We start from the raw sequence: 21335 nt of genomic DNA, 5'->3' as shown, positions 1-21335 counted from the left end.
CATGATTCGATTTGATTTCGGGCACGCGCATGCTTTTCTGAAAGATGATGCGCTTGCTTCAGCTAAAACTCAGGCAGCGGAAGCCTTTAAAAAGGTACAAACCAAAACCGGCCCCGGCCCTGAATGGCTCGGCTGGCGCGATATTCTTGCAAACCCGAACGATGCCCTGCTCAACGAGCTTGATGCCCTTGCAACAGCAATCCGTGAGGAAGCAGATGTTTTTATTGTTTGCGGAATCGGAGGCTCTTACCTCGGGGCAAAAGCAGTAATTGATGCGCTTGGTCCTTTTTTTGGCAGCAAAGGTCCGGAAATCGTTTATGCCGGTCATCATATGAGCGGCCGTTACCTCAGTGAGCTGATGGCATACCTGCAGCAGCCCAAAGCCGACGGCACGTCCAAAAAAGTTTATATAAACGTAATCTCCAAATCAGGAACCACAACAGAAACGGCACTTGCTTTTCGGGTTATCCGGAAATGGATTCATGAAACATATCAGAATCCGGCAAAACACATTATTTGTACTACAAGTGCTGCGGGCGGTGCCCTGAACCGCATCATCGATGCCAACGGATACAAGAAATTTGTGCTTCCTGATGACATCGGCGGTCGTTTCTCTGTAATGACCCCTGTCGGGCTTCTTCCCATCGCGGTTGCCGGTATCGATATTCGTGCTCTTTATTATGGCGCAGTTTCGGCTTACAACGAAATCGAGCTGAACCCTGACGACCTGCTCAGCTACGCCGCAACCCGGCTCGCACTCTACCAAAGCGGAAAAGTAATGGATATGATCGCCAGTTTTGAACCGGAACTCTCCGGCATGGGCGGCTGGATGCAGCAGCTTTTCGGTGAAAGCGAAGGCAAAAACGGCAAAGGAATGTTTCCGGTGCTTCTCGGCTACTCAACTGACCTGCACAGCGTAGGACAGATGGTTCAGGAAGGTCAGCGTAATATGATAGAAACATTCCTTGTTGCTGATAAGCCGGCCGGCTCGGTTATTGTTGAAACTGAAGACGATGATGCTGACGGCCTGAATTACCTTGCCGGCAAAAACTTTCACTTCATAAACAATAAAGCCTTCCTTGGCACCCGTGAAGCACATGTGGAGGGTGGTGTGCCCTGCCTTAGTATTCATTTTGACAAAATTGATGAAGAGCACATTGGGCGGTTCATCTACATTTGCGAAATTGCAATCGCTGTTTATGTGTACTGCCTCAACGAAAACCCCTTTGATCAGCCTGGTGTTGAAGCTTACAAAAAAGCGATGTTCAGACTACTCGGCAAACCCGGATTTTGATACCCGAAAACAGCATGTCTGAAACCGATAAAAAATACTTTACTGCAATAGCCGGTAACATAGGCGCCGGCAAATCTTCCCTTACGGGGCTTCTGTCCAAACATTTTGGATGGAAGCCCTATTACGAATCAGTTGACAATAACCCGTATCTGACTGATTTCTATAATGATATGAGACGCTGGAGTTTTAACCTTCAGGTCTATTTCCTGTCAAGCCGCTTCAAGCATCAGAAAAAGCTGATGCAGCGCGATGAAAGCTATATTCAGGATCGTACCATCTATGAGGATGTAGAAATTTTCGCCCGCAACCTTTTTCAAATGGGATTAATGAGCGAGCGGGATTACGATAACTACAGCGCCCTGTTTGAAGAAATGACCTATTACCTCAAACCACCCGACCTGCTGATCTACCTGCGTGCCGATGTTCCGACGCTGGTCCGGCAGATTCAGCAAAGGGGGAGGGATTATGAAACAACAATTCGCATCGATTATCTTGAGGGGCTTAATAAATTATATGAGGACTGGATCGGGCGTTACCCGCACGAAAAGCTGATAATCGAAACCGATGAGCTTGATTTTGTTAACAGTCAGGAAGATTTGGGGACTGTTATCAATATAGTTGAAAGAAGACTCTACGGTTTGTTTTCTTAAAAAAGCCTTTGGGGCACAGCAGATTGATTATTAAGCCCAAATCTGTTATATTTACAAGCTTGTAATCAAATTTTGTGATGAAATTCAGAATCAGCGACATACCCGACAACAAATCGACACTTGAACTTACCTTCGATGAACATAAGTTCAGGATTGAAGGGTTTGATCACGACCCGGTTGAATTGCATGTTGAGTTTATAAAAATGCTCAACAGCCTTCAGCTGTCTTTCAGAGCTTCGACCACACTTAGCCTGATTTGTGACAGAAGCCTTGAGCTGTATCGCTATCCGATAACGGTTTCATACAAAATTTTATTCAAACCGAATGCAGAACCCGAAGAAGATGAACAGCAGGCCCTCCGCCCGCTCAATACTTCCTCAAACACCATTAATATTGAAGAAGAAGTGCGGGACAGCATCCTGCTGAGCATTCCCATAAAAAAACTTCATCCCCGTTTTCTAAACGCCGATGGTTCCGAAACAAGCTTTTTTGAAACCTATGGCAATCCCGAAGATGAAGATGATTACGATGAGGATTATCCTGCAGACTCCCGTTGGGAAGCTCTGAGGAAACTTAAGGACGATATCTGACCGGCTCCACTTCTTCTCAGGCCTTTTTTTAGCTGTAAATCAATTAATACTTAATCATTATCAAGCCTTACCAGCTTTTTTATCATGGCACATCCAAAGAGAAAAACATCAAAAGCCCGCAAAAATAAGCGCAGAACACATCACAAACTTGAAGATGTAACGCTGTCAACCTGTAGCAACTGTGGTTCTGTACACCGGGCGCACCACGCCTGTGCCGACTGCGGCTACTACAGAGGAAGACAAGTTCTCGCTGTTAATTAACCGATACTGCAAAGCCGGAATCTATTTATGCTGAAAATTGCTATTGATGCCGTCGGTGGAGATCACTATCCCCAAAACCCGGTTCAGGGCGCTTTGATGGCGCTTAAAGAAAGAGATGACATACACATTATCCTTTTAGGTCCGGAACAACTTGTCTCTGACGAAGTTGTGAAACAGGGATATTCAGGCAACCGACTAACGGTGATCAATGCACCTGAGATTATCGGCATGGATGAATCTCCGGCAACAGCTCTTAAAACCAAAAAGCACTCCTCGATCGCAATTGGTCTTACCATGCACGCGCAGGGTAAGTGTGATGCTTTTTTCAGTGCCGGGAACACAGGCGCCCTTTTAGGTGCTTCCATGTTTATACTTGGCAAAATTGAAGGCGTTCTGCGCCCGACAATCGGCAGCATTTACCCGTCGGTTGACGGTATCAAATTCATGCTCGATGTTGGTGCAAATATAGAAGTTAAGCCGGAAATGCTCGTACAGTTTGGTATCATGGGCAAAGTATTCGCCAAAAATATGCTTGGCATTGCAAACCCTCGCCTCGGACTGATGAATATAGGTGAAGAGGAAGAAAAAGGACGTGAAGCTGTACGGCAGGCCTATGCTCTTCTTAAAGATCGTGAAGACTTTGTCGGCAATATTGAAGGACGTGATGTTTTACAGGGAAAGGCAGACGTATATATATGCGACGGCTTTGTTGGCAACCTGCTGCTTAAGCTGGGTGAATCTATCCCTGAAAACATCCTTCGCATAATTTACCGCTCAGACAGGGCCAAAACACTCACTCAGGAAGAGTTCGGACTCATCAAATCCGTAATGCTTGATGCTCTTGCACCTTTCGACTATCAGTTAGTAGGCGGAGTGCCGTTCCTTGGCATTAACGGAGTGAGTATGGTGGGCCACGGCGGAAGCAGCCCCTTAGCGATTAAAAATTCCATTTTATCGGCCGAAAAGATGGTGCAGAAAAAGGTTAATGAGCAGATTAAAGCGGCCCTGAACTAAACTTCTTTTTTAATGTCAGATACTCCGAAAGCTACGATAACCGCACTCGGGCATTTTCTGCCCGATTATGTGCTAACCAATGCAGAACTTGAGAAACTTGTTGAAACAAACGACGAGTGGATTAAAACCCGAACCGGTATCAGCGAGCGCCGTATCCTGAAAGACCCTTCAAAAGCTACTGCTTACATGGGCAGCCAGGTAGCTCATGAAATTTTGCGTAATCGTGGTATTGACGGATCTGAGATAGATTGTATTATCGTAGCAACCGTAACTCCTGATTATCTATTCCCAGCTACCGCCTGCCTCATTCAACGTGACATCAAAGCGACTAATGCCTACGGCTTTGATGTATCCGCAGCTTGTTCAGGCTTTCTTTATGCGCTGTCAACCGGGGCAATGATGATTGAATCCGGACGATACAAAAAAGTTATGGTTATTGGAGCCGATAAAATGAGCTCTATTGTTGATTACACCGACCGCACTACCTGTATTATTTTCGGAGATGCAGCCGCAGGTGTTTTACTTGAGCCCTCAACAGACGGTAGTGGAATTCAGGATGTTATTCAGCGCTGTGACGGCACAGACGCCGAATTGCTCAGACAGGAAGCCGGCGGAAGCCTTAACCCGGCTTCCAACAAAACTGTAGATGCCCGTCAGCATTATATCCGTCAGGAAGGCCGCGTTGTCTTCAAAAAAGCGACGGAATCTATGGCAGATGTATCCCTGGAAATCCTGAAGCGCAATAACCTCTCCCATGAAGACGTAAGCTGGTTTGTACCCCATCAGGCAAATAACCGGATTATTTCCGCAACAGCCAACCGCATGGGAATTGGCATGGATAAAGTTATGGTTAATATTGACCGCTACGGAAATACAACTGCCGCAACCATACCTCTTTGTCTGTATGAATGGAAAGACAAGCTGAACGAAGGCGATAATGTAATTCTCGCGTCTTTTGGGGGCGGCTTTACATGGGGTTCGGTTTACATTAAATGGGGCAAACCATCATGAGTAAAACCGCATTATTATTTCCCGGCCAAGGCTCCCAAAAAATCGGTATGGGGCTTTATCACTACGAAAACAACCCGGCATTCAAAGCCGTATTCGATCAGGCCAATGAAATTTTAGGCTTTGGACTTACTGAAATTATGTTCGGTGGACCAGACGACTCGCTCCGCCAAACTGAAAATACACAGCCTGCAATTTTCCTGCACTCAGTAGCTCTTTTCAGAACACTTGACCTAAAACCACAAGCTGTTGCAGGTCATAGCCTTGGCGAGTTTTCAGCTCTTGCAGCAGCCGGGGTGCTTTCATTCGAGGATGCCCTTAGTGTGGTTCGCAAACGCGGTGAGCTGATGCAAAAAGCCGGAACAGACAACCCGGGCACAATGGCAGCCGTAATCGGCATGGCCGATGAAAAAGTAGCTGAAATCTGCAGTCAGGCTACCGAGGGGGACAACAGCGTAGTTGTTCCCGCAAACTATAACTGCCCGGGGCAGCTTGTTATTTCCGGACACGAAACTGCTATCGACCGTGCTTTAGTGCTTCTTAAGGAAAATGGTTGTAAAATTGCAAAAAAACTACCCGTAAGCGGTGCTTTTCATTCTCCCCTTATGCAATCCGCTTATGAAGGCCTGAAGGCAGAGCTTGAACAACTGGTATTTCACCCTCCGGTATGCCCGGTTTATTCTAATTTCACGGCTAAACCCACAACATCTCCTGATGAAATTCGCAGCAATCTGCTTGATCAGCTGCTTAACCCCGTGAAATGGACACAAACCCTGCTGCAAATGCAGCAAGACGGATTTGAAGCTTTCACTGAAATAGGTCCCGGAAATGTTCTGCAGGGGCTGGTTAAGCGTACTGTAAAAGGTGCAGCGCTAAGCGGATACGAATAGGCTAACCTTCATACCCAAAACAAATCTTATGTTTTCATTAAATGGAAAAACAGCCCTGGTTACCGGCGGAACACGAGGTATAGGCCGTGCCATCGTTCTGGAACTCGCTGCAGCAGGTGCTGACGTCGCTTTTACCTATGCACGATCAGCAGAAGCTGCTGAAGAAATCAAAAAACAAGTTGAGGCAATCGGTCAGAAGGCGCTGGCTTATCAGGCTGACGCTGCCGATGCGGCTCGTGCAGATGAAGTAATTACCGATATTGTTAAAGAATGGGCACATCTCGACATTCTCGTAAACAATGCCGGCATCACAAAGGATACACTTATTATGCGAATGAGTGAATCCCAGTGGGACGACGTAATTACGACTAATCTCAAAAGTGTATTTAACTACAGCAAATCAAGTGTGCGCCCATTTATGAAAGCCAGAGCGGGCTCCATAATCAATATCAGCTCAGTTGTAGGCCTTTCAGGCAATGCAGGTCAAACCAATTACGCAGCCTCAAAAGCAGGTATTATAGGTTTTAGTAAATCGCTGGCCAAAGAACTGGCAAGCCGTAACATCCGGGTGAATACAATTGCACCCGGCTACATCACAACTGAAATGACAGGTCAGCTTTCCGATAAGGTGATGGATGCCATAAAGGCAAGCATTCCTATGGGGAAAGCAGGCGATGTTAAGGATATCGCAGCCGGTGTAATCTTTCTGGCAAGCGACGCAAGCCGCTACATAACCGGAGAAACCATCCGGATTGACGGCGGCATGGCTATGTAAACGCATTTTGAGCTTTATTATTAAAGCTTTAACCTGCTATTTTTTTGGAAATACACCCTTTTTTTAAGTACATTTTGTTCAACCTTTAACCATTACCATAAGTAAATAAACATGTCACAAGACCTAGAAAAAAAAGTAATCGACATCATCGTTGAAAAACTTGGCGTAGATGAAGCCGATGTAGTACCTGCAGCCAGCTTCGCCAACGACCTTGGTGCAGACTCACTTGACCTTGTAGAGCTGATTATGGAATTTGAAAAAGAATTTGACACCCAAATTCCTGATGAAGATTCTGAGAACATCGCTACTGTAGGTGATGCTATTGATTACCTGAAAAATAAAGTTGAATAAGCTATATCTTCATATTTTCAATTTTAGCACACCAAACTCATCATTCTTTAATTGAGTATTAATGGCTGAACGCAGAGTTGTGGTTACCGGGATGGGAGCCATCACCCCTATCGGAAACACTTTAGAGCAGTTTTGGGATGGTCTCAAAAGCGGTAAAAGCGGTGCTGATTATATCAGACACTTCGATACCGAAAAGTTTGCCACCAAATTCGCCGCCATGGTTGACGGTTTCGACCCAGTTGAATTTATCGAGCCAAAGGCGGCACGCCGGCTCGACCGATTTGCCCAGTTCGCCCTTGCAGCCTCAGATATGGCTATAAGCGATTCTTCCATCGATCTGGAAACCATCGACAAAAACCGGGTCGCAGTTCTTGTCGGAACTGGTATCGGTGGCATGGAGACCTTTTATAAGAACTGTGTAGCTTACGAGAAAATGGGGCCAAGGGGCATCTCCCCCTTCTTTATTCCAATGCTGATCCCGGATATCGCTTCCGGGCACATTTCTATTAAGTATGGCTTCCGGGGCCCGAACTACTGCGCTGTTTCAGCCTGTGCAACAGGTTCACACAATATAGGACTGGCCTACGACCACATCAGGTCAGGTCAGTCCGATTTTGCTATTTGCGGAGGTGCTGAAGCTCCGGTAATTGAAATGGGTGTATCCGGCTTTAATTCTATCAAAGCCATGTCAACCCGAAATGACGATCCTAAGACCGCATCAAGACCCTTCGACAAAGATCGCGACGGCTTTGTTCTCGGTGAAGGCTCAGGCGTTTTGTTCCTGGAAACCTATGAAAGTGCGGTTAACCGTGGGGCAAAAATTTATGCTGAAATTGCCGGTTACGGATTTTCAGCTGATGCACATCATATTACAGCCCCTGACCCTGAAGGTGCCGGCGTAATGCTTGCCATTTCAGAGGCCTTAAAGGCAGCCGGCATCAAACCCGAAGAAATTGATCACATTAATATGCACGGCACATCTACTCCATTAGGTGATGTAGCAGAAACCAACTCTATCAAAAAAGTTTTTGGTGACCATGCGTACAAAATTAACCTGAACTCGACTAAATCGATGACAGGGCACATGCTCGGTGCTGCCGGTGCTGCCGAATCAATCGCTACTATTCTGGCTCTCTACCACGATCTCGTACCGCCTACTATTAACCACTTCAACACCGATCCGCTCTGCGACCTCAATTACACTGTAAATGAAGCGCAGGACAGAAAAATGAGGTATGCCCTGAACAATGCCTTTGGTTTTGGCGGTCATAATACCACCCTGGTGATGAAAAAATTTGATGAGTAATGTTTAGTCTGACGCTGAATAAGATTCAGGCTTTCTTTTCCAAAAGAAAGCTGCATTCAGCTGCTCAGCATAAAATCGGGGAACTCGAAAAAATAATCGGAAACCCTATTACTAACCCTCATTTTTACCTGCGGGCTTTACGGCATCGCTCAAAACTCATTGAAGACGGCCTCGACGATGTCGAGAGCTACGAACAACTTGAGTTTTTGGGCGATGCCGTTCTTGATTTAGTAGTAACTGAAATTCTGTTCGAACTTTACCCGGATAATAATGAAGGATTTATGACCAAAGTCCGGTCTCGGCTTGTAAGGGAAGATATGCTCGCAGACTTATCCCGAAAACTTGGCTTTCCGGCTTTGGTAGAAGTTGGAAGCAGAGTTCGCGGGCAGGGTATAGAATTAAAAAACAGTGTACTTTGTGATATTTTTGAAGCCGTAGTAGGTGCCATTTATAAAGATTTAGGATTTGCAGCTTCCCAAAAATTCATCAAAAATGTTTATCATACCCACATCGACATTTCAGATGTAAGCAGTCGTCAGGATAACTACAAAAGCCTTTTACTTGAGTTTGCTCAGGCTAAAAAGCTGGCCGTTCCTGAATATCAGATCATTTCAGAAACCGGACCTGATCACGATAAAACTTTTGAAGTAAATGTTGTAATTAACAACACGCCATACGGCTGGGGCAAAGCCAAAAACAAAAAGAAGGCTGAACAGGCCGCTGCTAAACGCGCGCTCGAACAACTTGAGCATTCTTAAATTCATGCAGGCCCGCTTAGCCTTGTGAATACTAAAGTTCCTTTTATTATTAACTATTTTGATTTAGCCCAGGCTCGATTTAATCCTAAACTATTGAAGGTATATTCATGACTGTGACTGAGGAAACAAAAGCCACCCATGTTTTTCCGGTTACTCAAGTAACCGAATCACGCAGAAACGCTGTAAACTTTCAGGATCTGCGCTTTGGAGATGTATTCAGCGACCACATGTTCGAGCTTGTTTACAAAAACGGCAAGTGGGATAACGGTCAGATTATTCCTTATGGGCCTGTCAGTATTATGCCTTCGGCCAATATTCTGCACTACGGGCAGGGCGCTTTTGAAGGTATGAAGGCATTCACGATGGAAAACGGAGCCATAAACGTTTTCAGAATACGGGATCACTACAAACGATTCAACGATTCCTGCAAACGCCTGAACATCCCTTCTATTCCGGAAGAGGTGTTTACACAAGCTATTTTACAGCTGGTAGATTTAGACAGACAGTGGGTGCCTAAGGATAAATTCAAATCCCTATACCTCCGCCCCTTCGTTTTTGCAACAGAGGAATTCCTGGGCTTAAAAACCTCTACCGCCTATCGTTTTTACGTGATTACAGGACCTGTGGGCAACTACTACCGTGAAGGCATCAATCCCGTAAAGCTGACCACAATGCCTGATTACGTGCGTGCTGTAAAAGGCGGTGTTGGCAATGCCAAGGTGCCCGGCAACTATGCCGCCAGCCTCTACCCTGCTCATGTAGCCATGAAAGAGGGGTACTCACAGGTGTTGTGGCTTGATGCCATTGAGAGAAAATACGTTGAGGAAGTCGGCGCCATGAACATCTTTTTTGTTATAGACGGCAAAGTTGTAACCTCACCATTAACAGGAACCATTCTGCCTGGTGTTACCAGGCGCTCAGTTCTCGAACTTTGCAAAATATGGAATTTACCTGCAGAAGAACGAATGCTTTCCATAGACGAGCTCTTCGATGCTTGGCGTGAAGGCCGCCTGACCGAAGCTTTTGGGTCAGGAACAGCTGCCGTGATTTCTCCGGTCGGAGTTATTCATCACAAAGGAGAAACCCTTACCCTTGATACCGAAAAAATGGGCCCCGTAGCCGAGCGCTTATATAAGGCTATCACAGGGATTCATCACGGTACTGAGGCTGATCCTTCAGCATGGTGTACAGTAATCTGATAAACATACAGCCAAGCGCTTGAAGTACCTCAAGCAAATAAGCCGGTTTTCATCTGAAACCCGGCTTATTCTTTTTTTGTTTTTGAGCCCAAAGCCCAAACCTGTATTTTACAGGTTTGGGGAAAAGCTTCTTCCTAAGTCTGAATCTACTATAACTTTCTCCCGCAAAAACACTACCCGGTCTTATGGACGCCTATCATCAGCTTATTGAACGTGTACTTAAATTTGGAATTAAGAAACCTAACCGTACCGGTACTGATGCAATCAGCAGTTTTTCAGAAACGTATCGGGTTGATTTGGCTGACGGTTTCCCCCTCATAACAACCAAGAAAATGATGTTTCGCTCCATTATGTTGGAGCTGCTCTGGTACCTGCGAGGTGAAAGCCACATCCGCTGGCTGCGCGATGAAAACGACTGTCATATTTGGGACGCCTGGGCTGATGAAGAGGGTAATGTAGGCCCTATTTATCCCGTTTTGTGGCGTCGGTTCCCGTTTACCTGCTACGAGCAAGTCGATTTTGAAGGGGTTGGCGGCGCATTCACCAACGATATGCCCTCACGAAAGGAGTTCGATCAGATACAATATGTAATTGATCAAATCAAGGAAAACCCCATGAGCAGACGGCTTGTAGTTAGCGCCTGGCATCCGGGTTTACTTGATCAGATGGCACTGCCACCCTGCCACCTGATGGCTATTTTTAATGTAACTGACGGCAGGCTGAACTGCCACCTTACGCAACGATCAGGGGATATTGCACTCGGCATCCCTTTCAACCTTGCCTGCTATGCAGCCCTCACAATGATAATCGCTCAGCAAACAGGCCTGAAACCGGGTATTTTCGCACACACCATTGTTGATGCGCACATTTACGAAAATCATATTGACGGCCTTAAAGAACAGTTACAGCGGGAAGCTTATCCCCTGCCTTCACTCACTATTGCCGACAAACCGCTGGATGAGCTGACGCTCGAAGACTTTACCCTTAACAATTATCAGCATCACCCTTCCATCAGGTTTGAAGTCGCTGTTTGATTCTCTTTTCCTGAACCATTTTTTGCACTCTTGTAAAATGCCTAAATTTGTCATCATAGCAGCACATGATCCGAACCTTGTAATCGGTGAAAATGGCAGCATGCCCTGGCATTACCCGGCCGATCTCAAACATTTTAAGCAAACTACGCTCGGAAAACCACTTCTCATGGGTCGCCGGACCTTCGAAGAAATAGGTGGGAAACCCCTGCCAGGCCGTCCTTGCTATGTTTTAAGCACTAAAGACCTGAAAGCAGAAGGCGTCGTTTTTTTCAAATCGCTGGATGAAGCTCTTTCATATTTTCATTCAACCGACTACGATCTCGTATATATTGCCGGCGGTGCCGTATTATACGAACAAGCTTTTAATTTCAGCAACGAGATGATTATATCAGAAATTAAATCAGCTTATGAAGGTGATACTTTTTTCCCTGAGTACCGCCACAAGATCGGAATTATTTGGAACCTTATTGAATCAGAGGATAAGGGTGATTTCATTATCAAGCGGTACCAAAAAAAGTAAGTCTTTTCGTTTGTGACAGCTGAGCTTACAACAGCCTCCAAAAATTTTATCCAAAAAAAAGCACCGTTGCCTACTATGTGAGCACGGTGCTTTTTTATGATCTGAGTGAATCGAATTACCGTTTCAGCTCATATAATTTAATTCGGTTAATTGCCCGTTTAAGTGCAAGTTCAGCTTTAAGAACATCTTCCTGAGCGGCTTTTTGCTCTTTATCTTCACGAATTTTCGCTGCTGCTTTTTCACGTGCCTGCCGCGCGCGATCAAGATCGATATCACGCACATTTTCAGCTGACTCAGCGAGAACAGTTACCCGGTTATCAAAAACTTCAACGAAGCCGCCATTTACTGAAAATGTTTCCTCCTTCCCGCTTTTTTCACGAACAATAACTTTTCCGATCTCAAGCATAGACATCAGGCTGGCGTGATTGAATTTTACTTCAAATGCGCCTTCGGTACCGGGTAGGTTAACACCGGTTGCAAGCCCTTCGTAAACAGGGCCGTAAGGTGTGATTATATTAGTACGAATCATAGAAATAGGACGGTAGCAGATTAAAAGGTTCCCGTAACAGTTTCCGGATTAAACCGGGTTAGGGCATATTGCCCGGCCCGGTTTTTCAAAATCCGAATGCAGTCGCAAAGGCTTGTTTGTTTAAGCTTCAGCGAGGAGTTTTTCGCCTTTGGCCATAGCCTCTTCAATCGTACCAACAAGGTAGAAAGCACCTTCCGGCAGGTTATCAAGCTCACCGTCAAGAATCATGTTGAAGCCTTTGATGGTGTCTTCAATCTTCACATACTTACCGTCAAGACCGGTAAACTGCTGTGCTACAAAGAACGGCTGACTCAGGAAACGCTGCACACGGCGGGCGCGGCCTACGATGAGCTTATCTTCATCTGAAAGTTCATCCATACCAAGAATGGCAATGATATCCTGAAGGTCTTTGTAGCGCTGAAGCAGCATCTTCACATTTTCAGCACATTCATAATGATCCTTACCAATTACAAGCGGGTCGAGAATACGTGAGGTCGAATCAAGGGGATCAACCGCCGGATAAATACCAAGGGAAGCAATCTGACGGGAAAGTACCGTAGTTGCGTCGAGGTGAGAAAATGTAGTTGCAGGGGCAGGGTCAGTAAGGTCATCAGCAGGTACATAGATGGCCTGCACAGATGTAATAGATCCTGCTGTCGTTGATGTAATCCGCTCCTGAAGGGCTCCCATTTCTGATGCGAGCGTTGGCTGATAACCTACTGCTGAAGGCATCCGGCCAAGAAGCGCAGATACTTCAGATCCCGCCTGTGTGAACCGGAAAATGTTATCAACGAAAAGAAGAATATCGCGGCTTACTTCATCACGGAAATATTCAGCGATGGTAAGGCCGGAAAGTGCAACACGTGCACGGGCTCCCGGAGGCTCGTTCATCTGACCAAATACGAGTGTGGCCTGAGATGCCTTGAGGGCTTTGTGATCTACTTTTGTGAGATCCCATTCTCCTTTTTCCATGCCTTCCTTGAATGCTTCACCATAGTTGATTACGCCTGATTCGATGAATTCGCGCAAAAGGTCATTTCCTTCACGGGTACGCTCACCAACTCCGGCAAAAACGGAAAGACCACCGTGTTGCTTAGCGATATTGTTGATTAGCTCCTGAATAAGAACCGTTTTACCTACGCCGGCACCACCGAACAGGCCGATCTTACCGCCTTTGGCATAGGGGCAAAGCAGGTCAACTACTTTAATTCCTGTTTCAAGCATTTCAGTGCTTGACGAAAGTTCAGTGAAATCCGGAGCGGGTTTGTGGATTGGTGAGCGGCGATCCCCCTTAGGATTCCCGATGCCGTCGATGGCTTCCCCAACAATATTAAAAAGTCTTCCGCGAATATCTTCACCTACAGGCATTGAAATCGGGCCGCCCTGATCGGAAACTTCCATATTACGGACCAGGCCATCGGTAGAGTCCATTGCAATCGTTCTTACTCGGTTTTCGCCAAGGTGCTGTGCTACCTCAAGAACGAGCCTGCGTCCATCTTCCATATCAATATGCAGCGCATTCAGAATTTGAGGAAGATGACCATCCGGGAAGTCGCAGTCGACAACCGGACCAATAACCTGAGCGACGGATCCTTTATTCATGAGAAAAGAGCTTTGGAAATAATTTCAGTTAATAAAATAATGTTGGTGCAGATATGTACACCTTGCTTTAAGTAAAAATAAATACAAGGTTCAAAGATACCCCAAATAGCATCTAATCGCAACTTTAAAAGCAGCCCTGGCGGTCTTTTGATACATCATTTGAGCCAAAAATCCATTATATTGTTAAGTTATCAAACCCTAACCCTGTAACCGATTTTTCGATTTTGGAAAACGTAAGCCAATCACGATTAGCAAGCATCCGAACACTTGAGAAGTTTGAAAATACCAATTACCTCGAATTGGATCTGCTCAATAAGCTTGACCGACAGGAACGTCAGCAGGCAAATGAATATGTACAGGGGATCCTTAGACGCAAATCCTATCTGGATTTCCTTATCTCCCGCTACAGCTCAGTTGAGCTGGAAACCATGGATGAGTTTTTTAAAAACATCCTCCGGATGGGCATTTATGACCTGATGTTCATGGATTCGACCCCCGACTATGCGGCTATTAATGAAAACGTCGAGATTGCCAAAACTAAAATAAGCCCCCGTTCCGGTGATCTTGCAAACGCTATCCTCAGAAAAATTCAGCGGGAAATCAAAGAGCTGCCTACGCCTGATATGCACGACCGCACTGAACTGGTCGCAACCACTTTCTCACACCCCGAATGGCTGGTTAAACGCTGGTCAGATCGGTTTGGCGAAAGGGAAGCTTTTCAACTGATGACAGCAAATAATCAGCGCCCCGCTTATTACCTGCGTGCCAACTGTCTGAAAACTTCACCCGACACCTTCCGGCTGCGTCTCGAGCGTGCCGGTATCGAGTTCGAGGAAAGCGAGTGGCTGCCCGGCTATTTTCGTGTAACAACCCTTGCGGAAGTTCGCTCAAGAGGATGGTTCGAAAAAGGGCTGTGCTATGTTCAGGATATCGCCGCTGGTTTTGCCCCAACTATTCTCGACCCTGTAGCAGGAGAGTCCGTTATCGACCTGTGTGCCGCTCCGGGCACCAAAACGCTGCTGCTCGCCGAACTAATGGAAAACGAGGGTACGCTGCTCGCCGTTGATATCAACCCCGACCGCATTCAGCGTATTGCCGAAAATGCTGAACGCGGCGGCGCTAAAATTGTGAAAATCCAGCGGGCTGATGCTACCGAGGCGCGCTTCAAACTGGCCGATGCCGTTCTGCTCGATGCCCCTTGTACCGGTACCGGCGTACTTTCCAAGCGGGCCGACCTACGCTGGCGCCGAACCCCTGAAGAGCTCGAAAAAGCTGTTGCCCTTCAGGAAGAGCTCCTCGATGCTGCGGCCAATATGGTTGCCAAAAACGGCCGCCTTGTTTACTCAACCTGCTCTCTCGAGCCGGAAGAAAATATGATGCAGATTGAGAAATTCCTCGAAACGTACCCCAATTTCGAGCTTGAAGAGCTGGACGACTACCTCCCTGAGGAAGTGCTCAGCGAAGACCTCAAATCCTATCAAACCTTCCCGCATATCCATAACTGCGACGGGCACTTTGGCGTGCTTATGAAACGCAAGTTCTGATCATCAGTGACATTTTCTGACGCTGCATTGCCCGGACGACGACTCATTTTTCGTCACTCAGGCGCTGCAGCGTCTTTTTTTGTCACCCTGTCAGTTGTCACTTTCCCCGAATTTTCAAATTTAACCTCACGCCCTGCACTCAGGGCAATTCCTGAACAGCCTGAATTTTATGAGCACTTCTGAAATCCCCAAAATCTTCTCCCCTTCCGAAGCTGAAGCCAAATGGTACCCTTTTTGGGAAAAGAACGGTTTCTTCCGCTCCGTGCCCGATGAGCGCGAGCCGTACGCCATCGTAATTCCGCCACCCAACGTAACCGGGGTGCTGCACATGGGGCACATGCTCAACAATACGATTCAGGATGTCATCATACGCCGGGCCCGCATGATGGGCAAAAACGCCTGCTGGGTGCCCGGCACCGATCACGCTTCTATTGCAACTGAAGCCAAGGTAGTGGCACGGCTGCGCGAAAAGGGAATCAAAAAAAGTGATCTGAGCCGCGATGAATTCATGAGGCACGCCTGGGACTGGACCAACGAGTACGGAGATACCATCCTGAAACAGCTTCGCAAGCTTGGTGCCTCCTGCGACTGGCAGCGTACCCGCTTCACTCTTGAAGCAGATTTATATGATGCGGTAATCGACTGCTTCATCCATTTTTATGAAAAAGGTCAGATTTACCGCGGCCTGCGCATGGTAAACTGGGATCCTGTGGCCAAAACTGCCCTCTCCGATGAGGAAGTGATTCACAAAGAGGTTAGCTCAAAGCTTTATTACGTAAAGTATCAGGTGAAGGACGCTGATGCGTTTGTGACCATCGCCACGACCCGGCCTGAGACCATTCTGGCCGATACTGCGGTTTGTGTGAACCCGAATGACGATCGATACACGCATCTCGTCGGTAAGAAAGTCATCATTCCGATGGTGAACCGCGAAGTGCCGGTTATTGCCGATGAATACGTGGAGATGGAGTTTGGCACGGGCTGCCTGAAGGTGACACCCGCCCACGACGTAAACGACAACGAGCTCGGCATCAAACACGGGCTTGAGGTTATTGACATGCTGAATGATGACGCTACCCTGAGCGACACCGCACAGTTTTATATCGGGGAAGACCGCTTCAAAGCCCGCAAGCTCATCATAAGCGATCTGGAAGAAGCCGGTTTACTGGTGAAGGTTGAAGACATCAAAAATAAAGTCGGGTATTCGGAGCGTACCGATGCCGTAATCGAGCCGAAGCTGTCGCTGCAATGGTTCCTCAAAATGGAAGAGACCGCAAAACCCGCCCTCGACAACGTGATGAACGACACGATCCGGTTTTTCCCGGAGAAGTTCAAAAACAGCTATCGCAACTGGATGGAAAACGTGCACGACTGGTGCATATCGCGACAGCTGTGGTGGGGACATCAGATTCCGGCATGGTATTACGGCAGCGGTGAAAACGATTATGTGATTGCCAAAACCGAGGAAGAAGCGCTGGCTAAAGCAAAGGCCAAATCAGGCAAGGATGCCATCACCCTAAAACAGGATGAAGATGTACTCGACACCTGGTTCTCTTCCTGGCTGTGGTCGATTTCCGTATTCGACGGATTCAAAAATCCGGACGGGGAGGAAATCAACTATTACTACCCCACCAAAGATCTGGTTACCGCGCCTGAAATCATGTTTTTCTGGGTAGCGCGGATGATTATGGCCGGTTACGAGTTCCGTGGCGAGAAGCCGTTCAGCAATGTGTACTATCACGGCATTGTACGCGACAAGCAGCGCCGCAAGATGTCCAAGTCACTGGGTAATTCTCCTGATCCCATCGAACTCATTAATAAATTCGGTGCCGACGGTACCCGCGTAGGTATGTTGTTTTCAGCGCCGGCCGGGAATGACCTCATGTTTGATGAAGCCCTCTGTGAGCAGGGTCGCAATTTCTCCAACAAAATCTGGAACGCCTTCCGCTTCCTCTCCATGAATATGGAGGAGGGTGAAACTTACACCCCAAGCCTGGCGCTTGATGCCGGATTTCTGCCCGATCAGTGGATGCTTTCCCGCCTGAACCGCACCATTTCGGAGATGGATGAAAGTTTTGAGCAATTCCGTCTGAATGAAGCCCTTCAGAAAATCTACTCGCTGGTTTGGGATGATTTCTGTGACTGGTACATCGAGCTGATTAAGCCCGAAACCCCGGGCTCCAAAATCGAAAAGGCGCGCCTGGAAAGAGCCCTTGGCCTTTTCGAAGCGCTGATGAAGCTGCTTCACCCCTTCACTCCGTTTATTTCTGAAGAAATCTGGCAGCGTATTCAGAAACGTAGTACCGGCGAGGCGCTGATCGTTTCGGCATGGCCGGAAGCTGACAAAAGCCTGATTAACGACGATATTGAATCCCGCTTTGTGATGGTTCAGGAGCTTGTTTCGGCCATGCGGAATATCCGCGCCGAATCCGGGCTCTCTCCTAATCTTGAGCTGGAAGTGATGCTGCGCGTACCCGATGAAGAAACCGCAACACAACTTAAGTCTGTTCAGGGCCTCATCCTGAGGCTTCAGAAAACCAAAAGCCTGGAGATAGGCACTGCCTTTGAGAAACCATCGCAGTCAGCCAGCGCCCTGGTGAAAGGTACCGAGCTCATCATCCCCATGGCCGACCATATTGATGTGGACAAGGAACGCGAGCGTATCCAAAAAGAAATTCAGCGTACTGAGGGCTTCCTCAAATCCGTAAGCGGAAAACTATCAAACGAAAAGTTCGTGAACAACGCACCCGAAGCCGTAGTCGCAAAAGAGCGGGCTAAACAAGCCGATGCGGAAGCAAATCTGGAGAAGCTGAGGGCAGCTTTGGAGGAGTTGTAAGGTAATTATGTTTATTGAAACATCTATTATTTCACAAGAATTATTAGTCTTAAAATAAATGCAACCTTCTCACAAATGAGAACTTAGTACTCAAAACTGTAGTTTATACTCTCATTTACTCGTTAAGCCTTCATAATCTCATTTTCTGAAGGCTTATACAGGGGAAGTCAAGAGGCATTAAATCTGTCTCTGCAAATATTTAAACTATCCTACTGAACTGACTAAATTTATCTTAGTAATGAAAACTATGTATATCATCTTTTCAGCCGGACTATTTCTTTTATCCTGCGGAACCGAACCCAATACAGATGGTTTTTTTTTGAACGAAAATGGAGTTACCATTAAATGCCCGGGTGTTAATATCGGTGAAACCGGCATCGTAGATGGCATTGAATACGAGGCTGTCGACAGAGCCTTATTGGAACAAAGAATTGAGGAAGGAGCCAATTTATCGAAAGTTTGCGTCAGCAATATAAACGATATGGCAGCTCTGTTTGCCGGAACCGATTTTAACGAGCCGATTGATAACTGGGATGTCAGTTCCGTTACCAGCATGAGAGCTATGTTTGCTCAGTCTCGGTTTAACCAACCTATTGAAAACTGGGATGTAGGCTCGGTTACCAATATGAGTCGTATGTTCTGGAGATCTTCATTTAATCAGCCGATTGATAAATGGGACGTAAGTTCTGTTACATCAACGGCCTCAATGTTTAAATTATCGCCATTTAATCAACCGCTCAACAGCTGGGATGTTAGCTCTGTTACCCACATGTATGAAATGTTTGCAGGTTTCTCTAATACTGAGGGTGTGGAAGAATCCGCATTTAATCAGCCGCTTGATCAGTGGGACGTAAGCTCAGCCATATACATGTCAAATATGTTTGCTTATTCCCCGTTTAATCAGCCGCTCGAGACATGGGATGTGAGTTCAGCGAGGCATATGTCCGCGATGTTTATAAACACCCCATTTAATCACCCACTCGATAGCTGGGACGTAAGTTCTGCAACAAATATGTCTGGTATGTTTGCTGATACTCCTTTTAATCAGCCTATTAATGAGTGGTGTGTGGAATCATTCACTCAGGAGCCCTTAGATTTTTCAAAAAACGCGCCGCTTACTCCCGAAAATACGCCCGTTTGGGGAACGTGCCCTTGACCGTTATTTAGTTTGTAAGAAATCATTACGTTCGTATTTCACATGAAATAAGATTGCAGTTAGCTTTGGTATATGAATCCTTAAATCCTCTATTTTTTTCTGCGATTAACTGGGTTTAGTGACACTAAGAAACTCAGATTTTTGGGATCAAATTTTATGCTTTTTAGATGGGCTTATTTCTTGATTATTGGGCAGGGCTATATCGTCAGCAGATAGTATGCATTTGGGATAAGTCGAGGTGTTTATAAGTGGTCATAGGCTCAAATCTTGAGGAGGAGGAAAGCCGAAAGCTACTAAACTTCGCAAAAACCTGTGGGGGTACCCCCACAGGTTTTTCTTTCCTCCCGATTCGTGCACTTCAAATCTTAATTAGCCCAGCAGGTTAGCCGACAACAGCCAGTCTCTGTCATCTGGAAAGGCCTTGAAATTGATCATGTCTTCAGAGCTGATTTGATTGTTGAAAACAAAGTGCTGATCGAAATTAAATCGGTTCAAAAAATACTCGGAGTTCACAAAAAGCAGGTTTCAACCTATCTGAAACTCACCGGCCTGAAATTGGGGCTACTCATTAATTTTAATGAAAGCCTGATTAAAGAAGGAATTCATCGCATTGTCAATAATCTTTGAGTTTAGCTTTATGCTTGCTCAGGGCAAGAAATCTCATACAATTCTTTGCCCAAACAAATCATAAACCCTTTGCGCCTTTCCCCCCTTTGCGTGAAAACTCTCCTCCCTCTTGCGTGAAAAAAAATCAGAAGCGGGATTCGAGACCGTATTTCTCTGAGGTTGCGTTAAATTTTTCGGCCACTGCCTTTGCCAGGTCAATGCCTTCGTGCATCGCAATCAGGTCCGCACAGATAATGATATCGGCGAGCTCCTGTGCGAGATCTGCTTTTTCTGCTCTGCTGCCACGAATGCCAAGCCGCTCCCGCTCCAGCTTTTTGATGATGTTGCAGGCTTCCCCCACCTCCCCGGCGAGCTCATTCCCGCGGTAACTCAGGCTGATCTGATCGCCCGGGTCCCACTCCTGCTGACGTATTGTGTTGGATTTTCGGAGGCGTTCAAACGTGATTTCTTCTGCCGGAAACTGCTGTGTTTCTTGTGATTTCATAGGAAAATAATCAGTATGGTTTCATGAAATGAAATGCATGTTAACAAAACATTTCCCATAAAAAAAGCCATGTCCTTATCAGGGATCATGGCTTTCTATATGGGATGTATGAATGAAGATTCTTAGCGGAGGCCGCAGGGAATTCCCTTGCAGATACGGCTTACCGCGTCGTGACTGTGCAGGCTTTCCATGTGTACGCAGCGCACCACAAAATCAGAGATGGCGGGATGCGGATCGAGCTTATCGAACATCAGTCTCGCAGCGTCTTCCACGAACTTCTGATAGGCACCATTCAGTTCGGCGAAAGCCTGTTCGTCTTCACGTTTCACCATAACCTGTGTTTCGGTCTGAAGGGCTTCGCGGCAGAGTTCAACCATCTCCTCAATGCTCAGCTGATCTCTCAACTGTACCGTCAGGTATGCTTCAGAACGCTGACTGTGCGGGATGGCCGCCACTTCACGGGTTTCGCGCGCATGCTCTGCAAGTTCGTAGGAACACGGGCAAGCGCTGCTGTACACGAAATCGAGGTGCATGAAATGTGTTATATTATCCTTCGCATCCATGCTTGCTTCGAGGGAGACTGCGTAATATTGATACCCGGAAAGGTCTGAACGCAGGCTTTCCTTAAGCATCGGAAAGTTAAAACTGAGCTTGATGTAGCTCTCACGAGCATCAAGGTCGTTTTTGTACATTTTGAGTACGTACTCAAGTACTTCAGGATGAAAGACTTCATCCTTAAATTTATAAAACGAGCGCATGATACGGCTCATGTTGATACCTTTCTTTCCGGCATCAAGCCCGACATATCCGTCAACGGAAACTTCCAGGGTGAGAATATCACCCTCTCTTGTCGGAAATTTTAATGGTAGTTTGAAGTTCGAAATGCCAACCTGCTGAATCGGTACGT

General features: G+C 46.5%; 21 protein-coding genes and 1 pseudogene. 18 read left to right on the top strand and 4 right to left on the bottom strand.

The window, feature by feature from the left end; translation table 11 throughout:
* The first annotated feature begins 1 nt into the window (after nt 1).
* The 14 genes from LAT75_RS08435 to LAT75_RS08370 all read left to right on the top strand — a co-directional run bounded on the left by LAT75_RS08435 (nt 2) and on the right by LAT75_RS08370 (nt 11650).
* Nucleotides 2-1294 (top strand): glucose-6-phosphate isomerase, encoded by a 1293-nt coding sequence (locus tag LAT75_RS08435; RefSeq protein ID WP_291482209.1) that lies wholly within the window; start codon nt 2-4, stop codon nt 1292-1294.
* A gap of 14 nt (nt 1295-1308) precedes the next feature.
* Nucleotides 1309-1944, top strand: a complete 636-nt coding sequence (locus tag LAT75_RS08430) for a deoxynucleoside kinase (RefSeq protein ID WP_291482208.1) — start codon at nt 1309-1311, stop codon at nt 1942-1944.
* A gap of 77 nt (nt 1945-2021) precedes the next feature.
* Nucleotides 2022-2534 (top strand): DUF177 domain-containing protein, encoded by a 513-nt coding sequence (locus tag LAT75_RS08425; RefSeq protein WP_291482207.1) that lies wholly within the window; start codon nt 2022-2024, stop codon nt 2532-2534.
* Nucleotides 2535-2618: 84 nt separating this feature from the next.
* Nucleotides 2619-2795 (top strand): 50S ribosomal protein L32, encoded by a 177-nt coding sequence (gene rpmF / locus LAT75_RS08420; RefSeq protein WP_291482206.1) that lies wholly within the window; start codon nt 2619-2621, stop codon nt 2793-2795.
* 27 nt (nt 2796-2822) lie between these two features.
* Nucleotides 2823-3809 (top strand): phosphate acyltransferase PlsX, encoded by a 987-nt coding sequence (plsX, locus tag LAT75_RS08415; protein ID WP_291482205.1) that lies wholly within the window; start codon nt 2823-2825, stop codon nt 3807-3809.
* A 12-nt stretch (nt 3810-3821) separates the two neighbouring features.
* The gene (locus LAT75_RS08410) at nt 3822-4820 is read left to right on the top strand and encodes a beta-ketoacyl-ACP synthase III (RefSeq protein ID WP_291482204.1); all 999 of its coding nucleotides are present in this window, start codon (nt 3822-3824) and stop codon (nt 4818-4820) included.
* Complete coding sequence (gene fabD, locus LAT75_RS08405; RefSeq protein ID WP_291482203.1) at nt 4817-5707, top strand: ACP S-malonyltransferase; 891 nt, start codon at nt 4817-4819, stop codon at nt 5705-5707. Before LAT75_RS08410 ends, fabD begins: the two co-directional genes overlap by 4 nt.
* A 28-nt stretch (nt 5708-5735) precedes the next feature.
* Nucleotides 5736-6482: a 3-oxoacyl-[acyl-carrier-protein] reductase gene (gene fabG / locus LAT75_RS08400; RefSeq protein WP_291482202.1), complete on the top strand. Its 747-nt coding sequence runs from the start codon at nt 5736-5738 to the stop codon at nt 6480-6482.
* A 111-nt stretch (nt 6483-6593) separates the two neighbouring features.
* A complete protein-coding gene (locus tag LAT75_RS08395; protein WP_291482201.1) occupies nt 6594-6833 on the top strand; it encodes an acyl carrier protein in 240 nt (79 codons plus the stop codon).
* A gap of 61 nt (nt 6834-6894) precedes the next feature.
* Nucleotides 6895-8139, top strand: a complete 1245-nt coding sequence (fabF, locus tag LAT75_RS08390) for a beta-ketoacyl-ACP synthase II (RefSeq protein WP_291482200.1) — start codon at nt 6895-6897, stop codon at nt 8137-8139.
* Nucleotides 8139-8897, top strand: a complete 759-nt coding sequence (gene rnc, locus LAT75_RS08385; protein ID WP_291482199.1) for a ribonuclease III — start codon at nt 8139-8141, stop codon at nt 8895-8897. The genes fabF and rnc overlap by 1 nt, the downstream gene beginning before the upstream one ends.
* Before the next feature lie 107 nt (nt 8898-9004).
* Nucleotides 9005-10096, top strand: coding sequence for a branched-chain amino acid aminotransferase (locus LAT75_RS08380; RefSeq protein WP_291482198.1), 1092 nt, complete (start codon nt 9005-9007; stop codon nt 10094-10096).
* A 185-nt stretch (nt 10097-10281) separates the two neighbouring features.
* Nucleotides 10282-11130, top strand: coding sequence for a thymidylate synthase (locus LAT75_RS08375; RefSeq protein WP_291482197.1), 849 nt, complete (start codon nt 10282-10284; stop codon nt 11128-11130).
* Nucleotides 11114-11650, top strand: a complete 537-nt coding sequence (locus tag LAT75_RS08370) for a dihydrofolate reductase (RefSeq protein ID WP_291482196.1) — start codon at nt 11114-11116, stop codon at nt 11648-11650. Before LAT75_RS08375 ends, LAT75_RS08370 begins: the two co-directional genes overlap by 17 nt.
* A gap of 115 nt (nt 11651-11765) precedes the next feature.
* On the opposite strand, the gene atpC is transcribed toward LAT75_RS08370, so the two are convergent.
* On the bottom strand, nt 11766-12179 hold the full coding sequence (atpC, locus tag LAT75_RS08365) for an ATP synthase F1 subunit epsilon (protein ID WP_291482195.1): 414 nt from the start codon (nt 12177-12179) through the stop codon (nt 11766-11768).
* Between the two features lie 120 nt (nt 12180-12299).
* Nucleotides 12300-13781, bottom strand: coding sequence for a F0F1 ATP synthase subunit beta (atpD, locus tag LAT75_RS08360; RefSeq protein WP_291482194.1), 1482 nt, complete (start codon nt 13779-13781; stop codon nt 12300-12302).
* Nucleotides 13782-14005: 224 nt separating this feature from the next.
* Between atpD and rsmB the strand changes: the two genes are divergently transcribed.
* The 4 genes and pseudogenes from rsmB to LAT75_RS08340 form a co-directional block, all read left to right on the top strand.
* The gene (gene rsmB / locus LAT75_RS08355) at nt 14006-15325 is read left to right on the top strand and encodes a 16S rRNA (cytosine(967)-C(5))-methyltransferase RsmB (protein WP_291482193.1); all 1320 of its coding nucleotides are present in this window, start codon (nt 14006-14008) and stop codon (nt 15323-15325) included.
* Between the two features lie 169 nt (nt 15326-15494).
* On the top strand, nt 15495-18161 hold the full coding sequence (locus LAT75_RS08350) for a valine--tRNA ligase (RefSeq protein WP_291482192.1): 2667 nt from the start codon (nt 15495-15497) through the stop codon (nt 18159-18161).
* A 238-nt stretch (nt 18162-18399) separates the two neighbouring features.
* Nucleotides 18400-19317, top strand: a complete 918-nt coding sequence (locus tag LAT75_RS08345) for a BspA family leucine-rich repeat surface protein (protein ID WP_291482191.1) — start codon at nt 18400-18402, stop codon at nt 19315-19317.
* A 390-nt stretch (nt 19318-19707) separates the two neighbouring features.
* Nucleotides 19708-19944 (top strand): annotated as a pseudogene (locus tag LAT75_RS08340) (GxxExxY protein); the annotation flags it as partial.
* Nucleotides 19945-20068: 124 nt separating this feature from the next.
* Here LAT75_RS08340 and LAT75_RS08335 read toward each other — a convergent pair.
* Together LAT75_RS08335 and folE2 are read right to left on the bottom strand one after the other, a co-directional pair.
* On the bottom strand, nt 20069-20428 hold the full coding sequence (locus LAT75_RS08335; protein ID WP_291482190.1) for a MazG-like family protein: 360 nt from the start codon (nt 20426-20428) through the stop codon (nt 20069-20071).
* Between the two features lie 122 nt (nt 20429-20550).
* Nucleotides 20551-21335: GTP cyclohydrolase FolE2 (folE2, locus tag LAT75_RS08330; protein WP_291482189.1), on the bottom strand; the 785-nt coding region annotated here is incomplete at its 5' end.

It is taken from the genome of Cyclonatronum sp. (genome assembly GCF_022565315.1).
In the GTDB taxonomy this organism is placed as follows: domain Bacteria; phylum Bacteroidota; class Rhodothermia; order Balneolales; family Cyclonatronaceae; genus Cyclonatronum.
Note: the sequence above shows the minus strand (reverse complement) of the source record. Positions and strands in the feature narration are given on the sequence as shown.

Coding starts and splice junctions, on each gene's coding strand:
- LAT75_RS08435 (WP_291482209.1), top strand. CDS start 2: ATGATTCGATTTGATTTCGGGCACGCGCATGCTTTTCTGAAAGATGAT.
- LAT75_RS08430 (WP_291482208.1), top strand. CDS start 1,309: ATGTCTGAAACCGATAAAAAATACTTTACTGCAATAGCCGGTAACATA.
- LAT75_RS08425 (WP_291482207.1), top strand. CDS start 2,022: ATGAAATTCAGAATCAGCGACATACCCGACAACAAATCGACACTTGAA.
- rpmF (WP_291482206.1), top strand. CDS start 2,619: ATGGCACATCCAAAGAGAAAAACATCAAAAGCCCGCAAAAATAAGCGC.
- plsX (WP_291482205.1), top strand. CDS start 2,823: ATGCTGAAAATTGCTATTGATGCCGTCGGTGGAGATCACTATCCCCAA.
- LAT75_RS08410 (WP_291482204.1), top strand. CDS start 3,822: ATGTCAGATACTCCGAAAGCTACGATAACCGCACTCGGGCATTTTCTG.
- fabD (WP_291482203.1), top strand. CDS start 4,817: ATGAGTAAAACCGCATTATTATTTCCCGGCCAAGGCTCCCAAAAAATC.
- fabG (WP_291482202.1), top strand. CDS start 5,736: ATGTTTTCATTAAATGGAAAAACAGCCCTGGTTACCGGCGGAACACGA.
- LAT75_RS08395 (WP_291482201.1), top strand. CDS start 6,594: ATGTCACAAGACCTAGAAAAAAAAGTAATCGACATCATCGTTGAAAAA.
- fabF (WP_291482200.1), top strand. CDS start 6,895: ATGGCTGAACGCAGAGTTGTGGTTACCGGGATGGGAGCCATCACCCCT.
- rnc (WP_291482199.1), top strand. CDS start 8,139: ATGTTTAGTCTGACGCTGAATAAGATTCAGGCTTTCTTTTCCAAAAGA.
- LAT75_RS08380 (WP_291482198.1), top strand. CDS start 9,005: ATGACTGTGACTGAGGAAACAAAAGCCACCCATGTTTTTCCGGTTACT.
- LAT75_RS08375 (WP_291482197.1), top strand. CDS start 10,282: ATGGACGCCTATCATCAGCTTATTGAACGTGTACTTAAATTTGGAATT.
- atpC (WP_291482195.1), bottom strand. CDS start 12,179: ATGATTCGTACTAATATAATCACACCTTACGGCCCTGTTTACGAAGGG.
- atpD (WP_291482194.1), bottom strand. CDS start 13,781: ATGAATAAAGGATCCGTCGCTCAGGTTATTGGTCCGGTTGTCGACTGC.
- LAT75_RS08350 (WP_291482192.1), top strand. CDS start 15,495: ATGAGCACTTCTGAAATCCCCAAAATCTTCTCCCCTTCCGAAGCTGAA.
- LAT75_RS08345 (WP_291482191.1), top strand. CDS start 18,400: ATGAAAACTATGTATATCATCTTTTCAGCCGGACTATTTCTTTTATCC.
- LAT75_RS08335 (WP_291482190.1), bottom strand. CDS start 20,428: ATGAAATCACAAGAAACACAGCAGTTTCCGGCAGAAGAAATCACGTTT.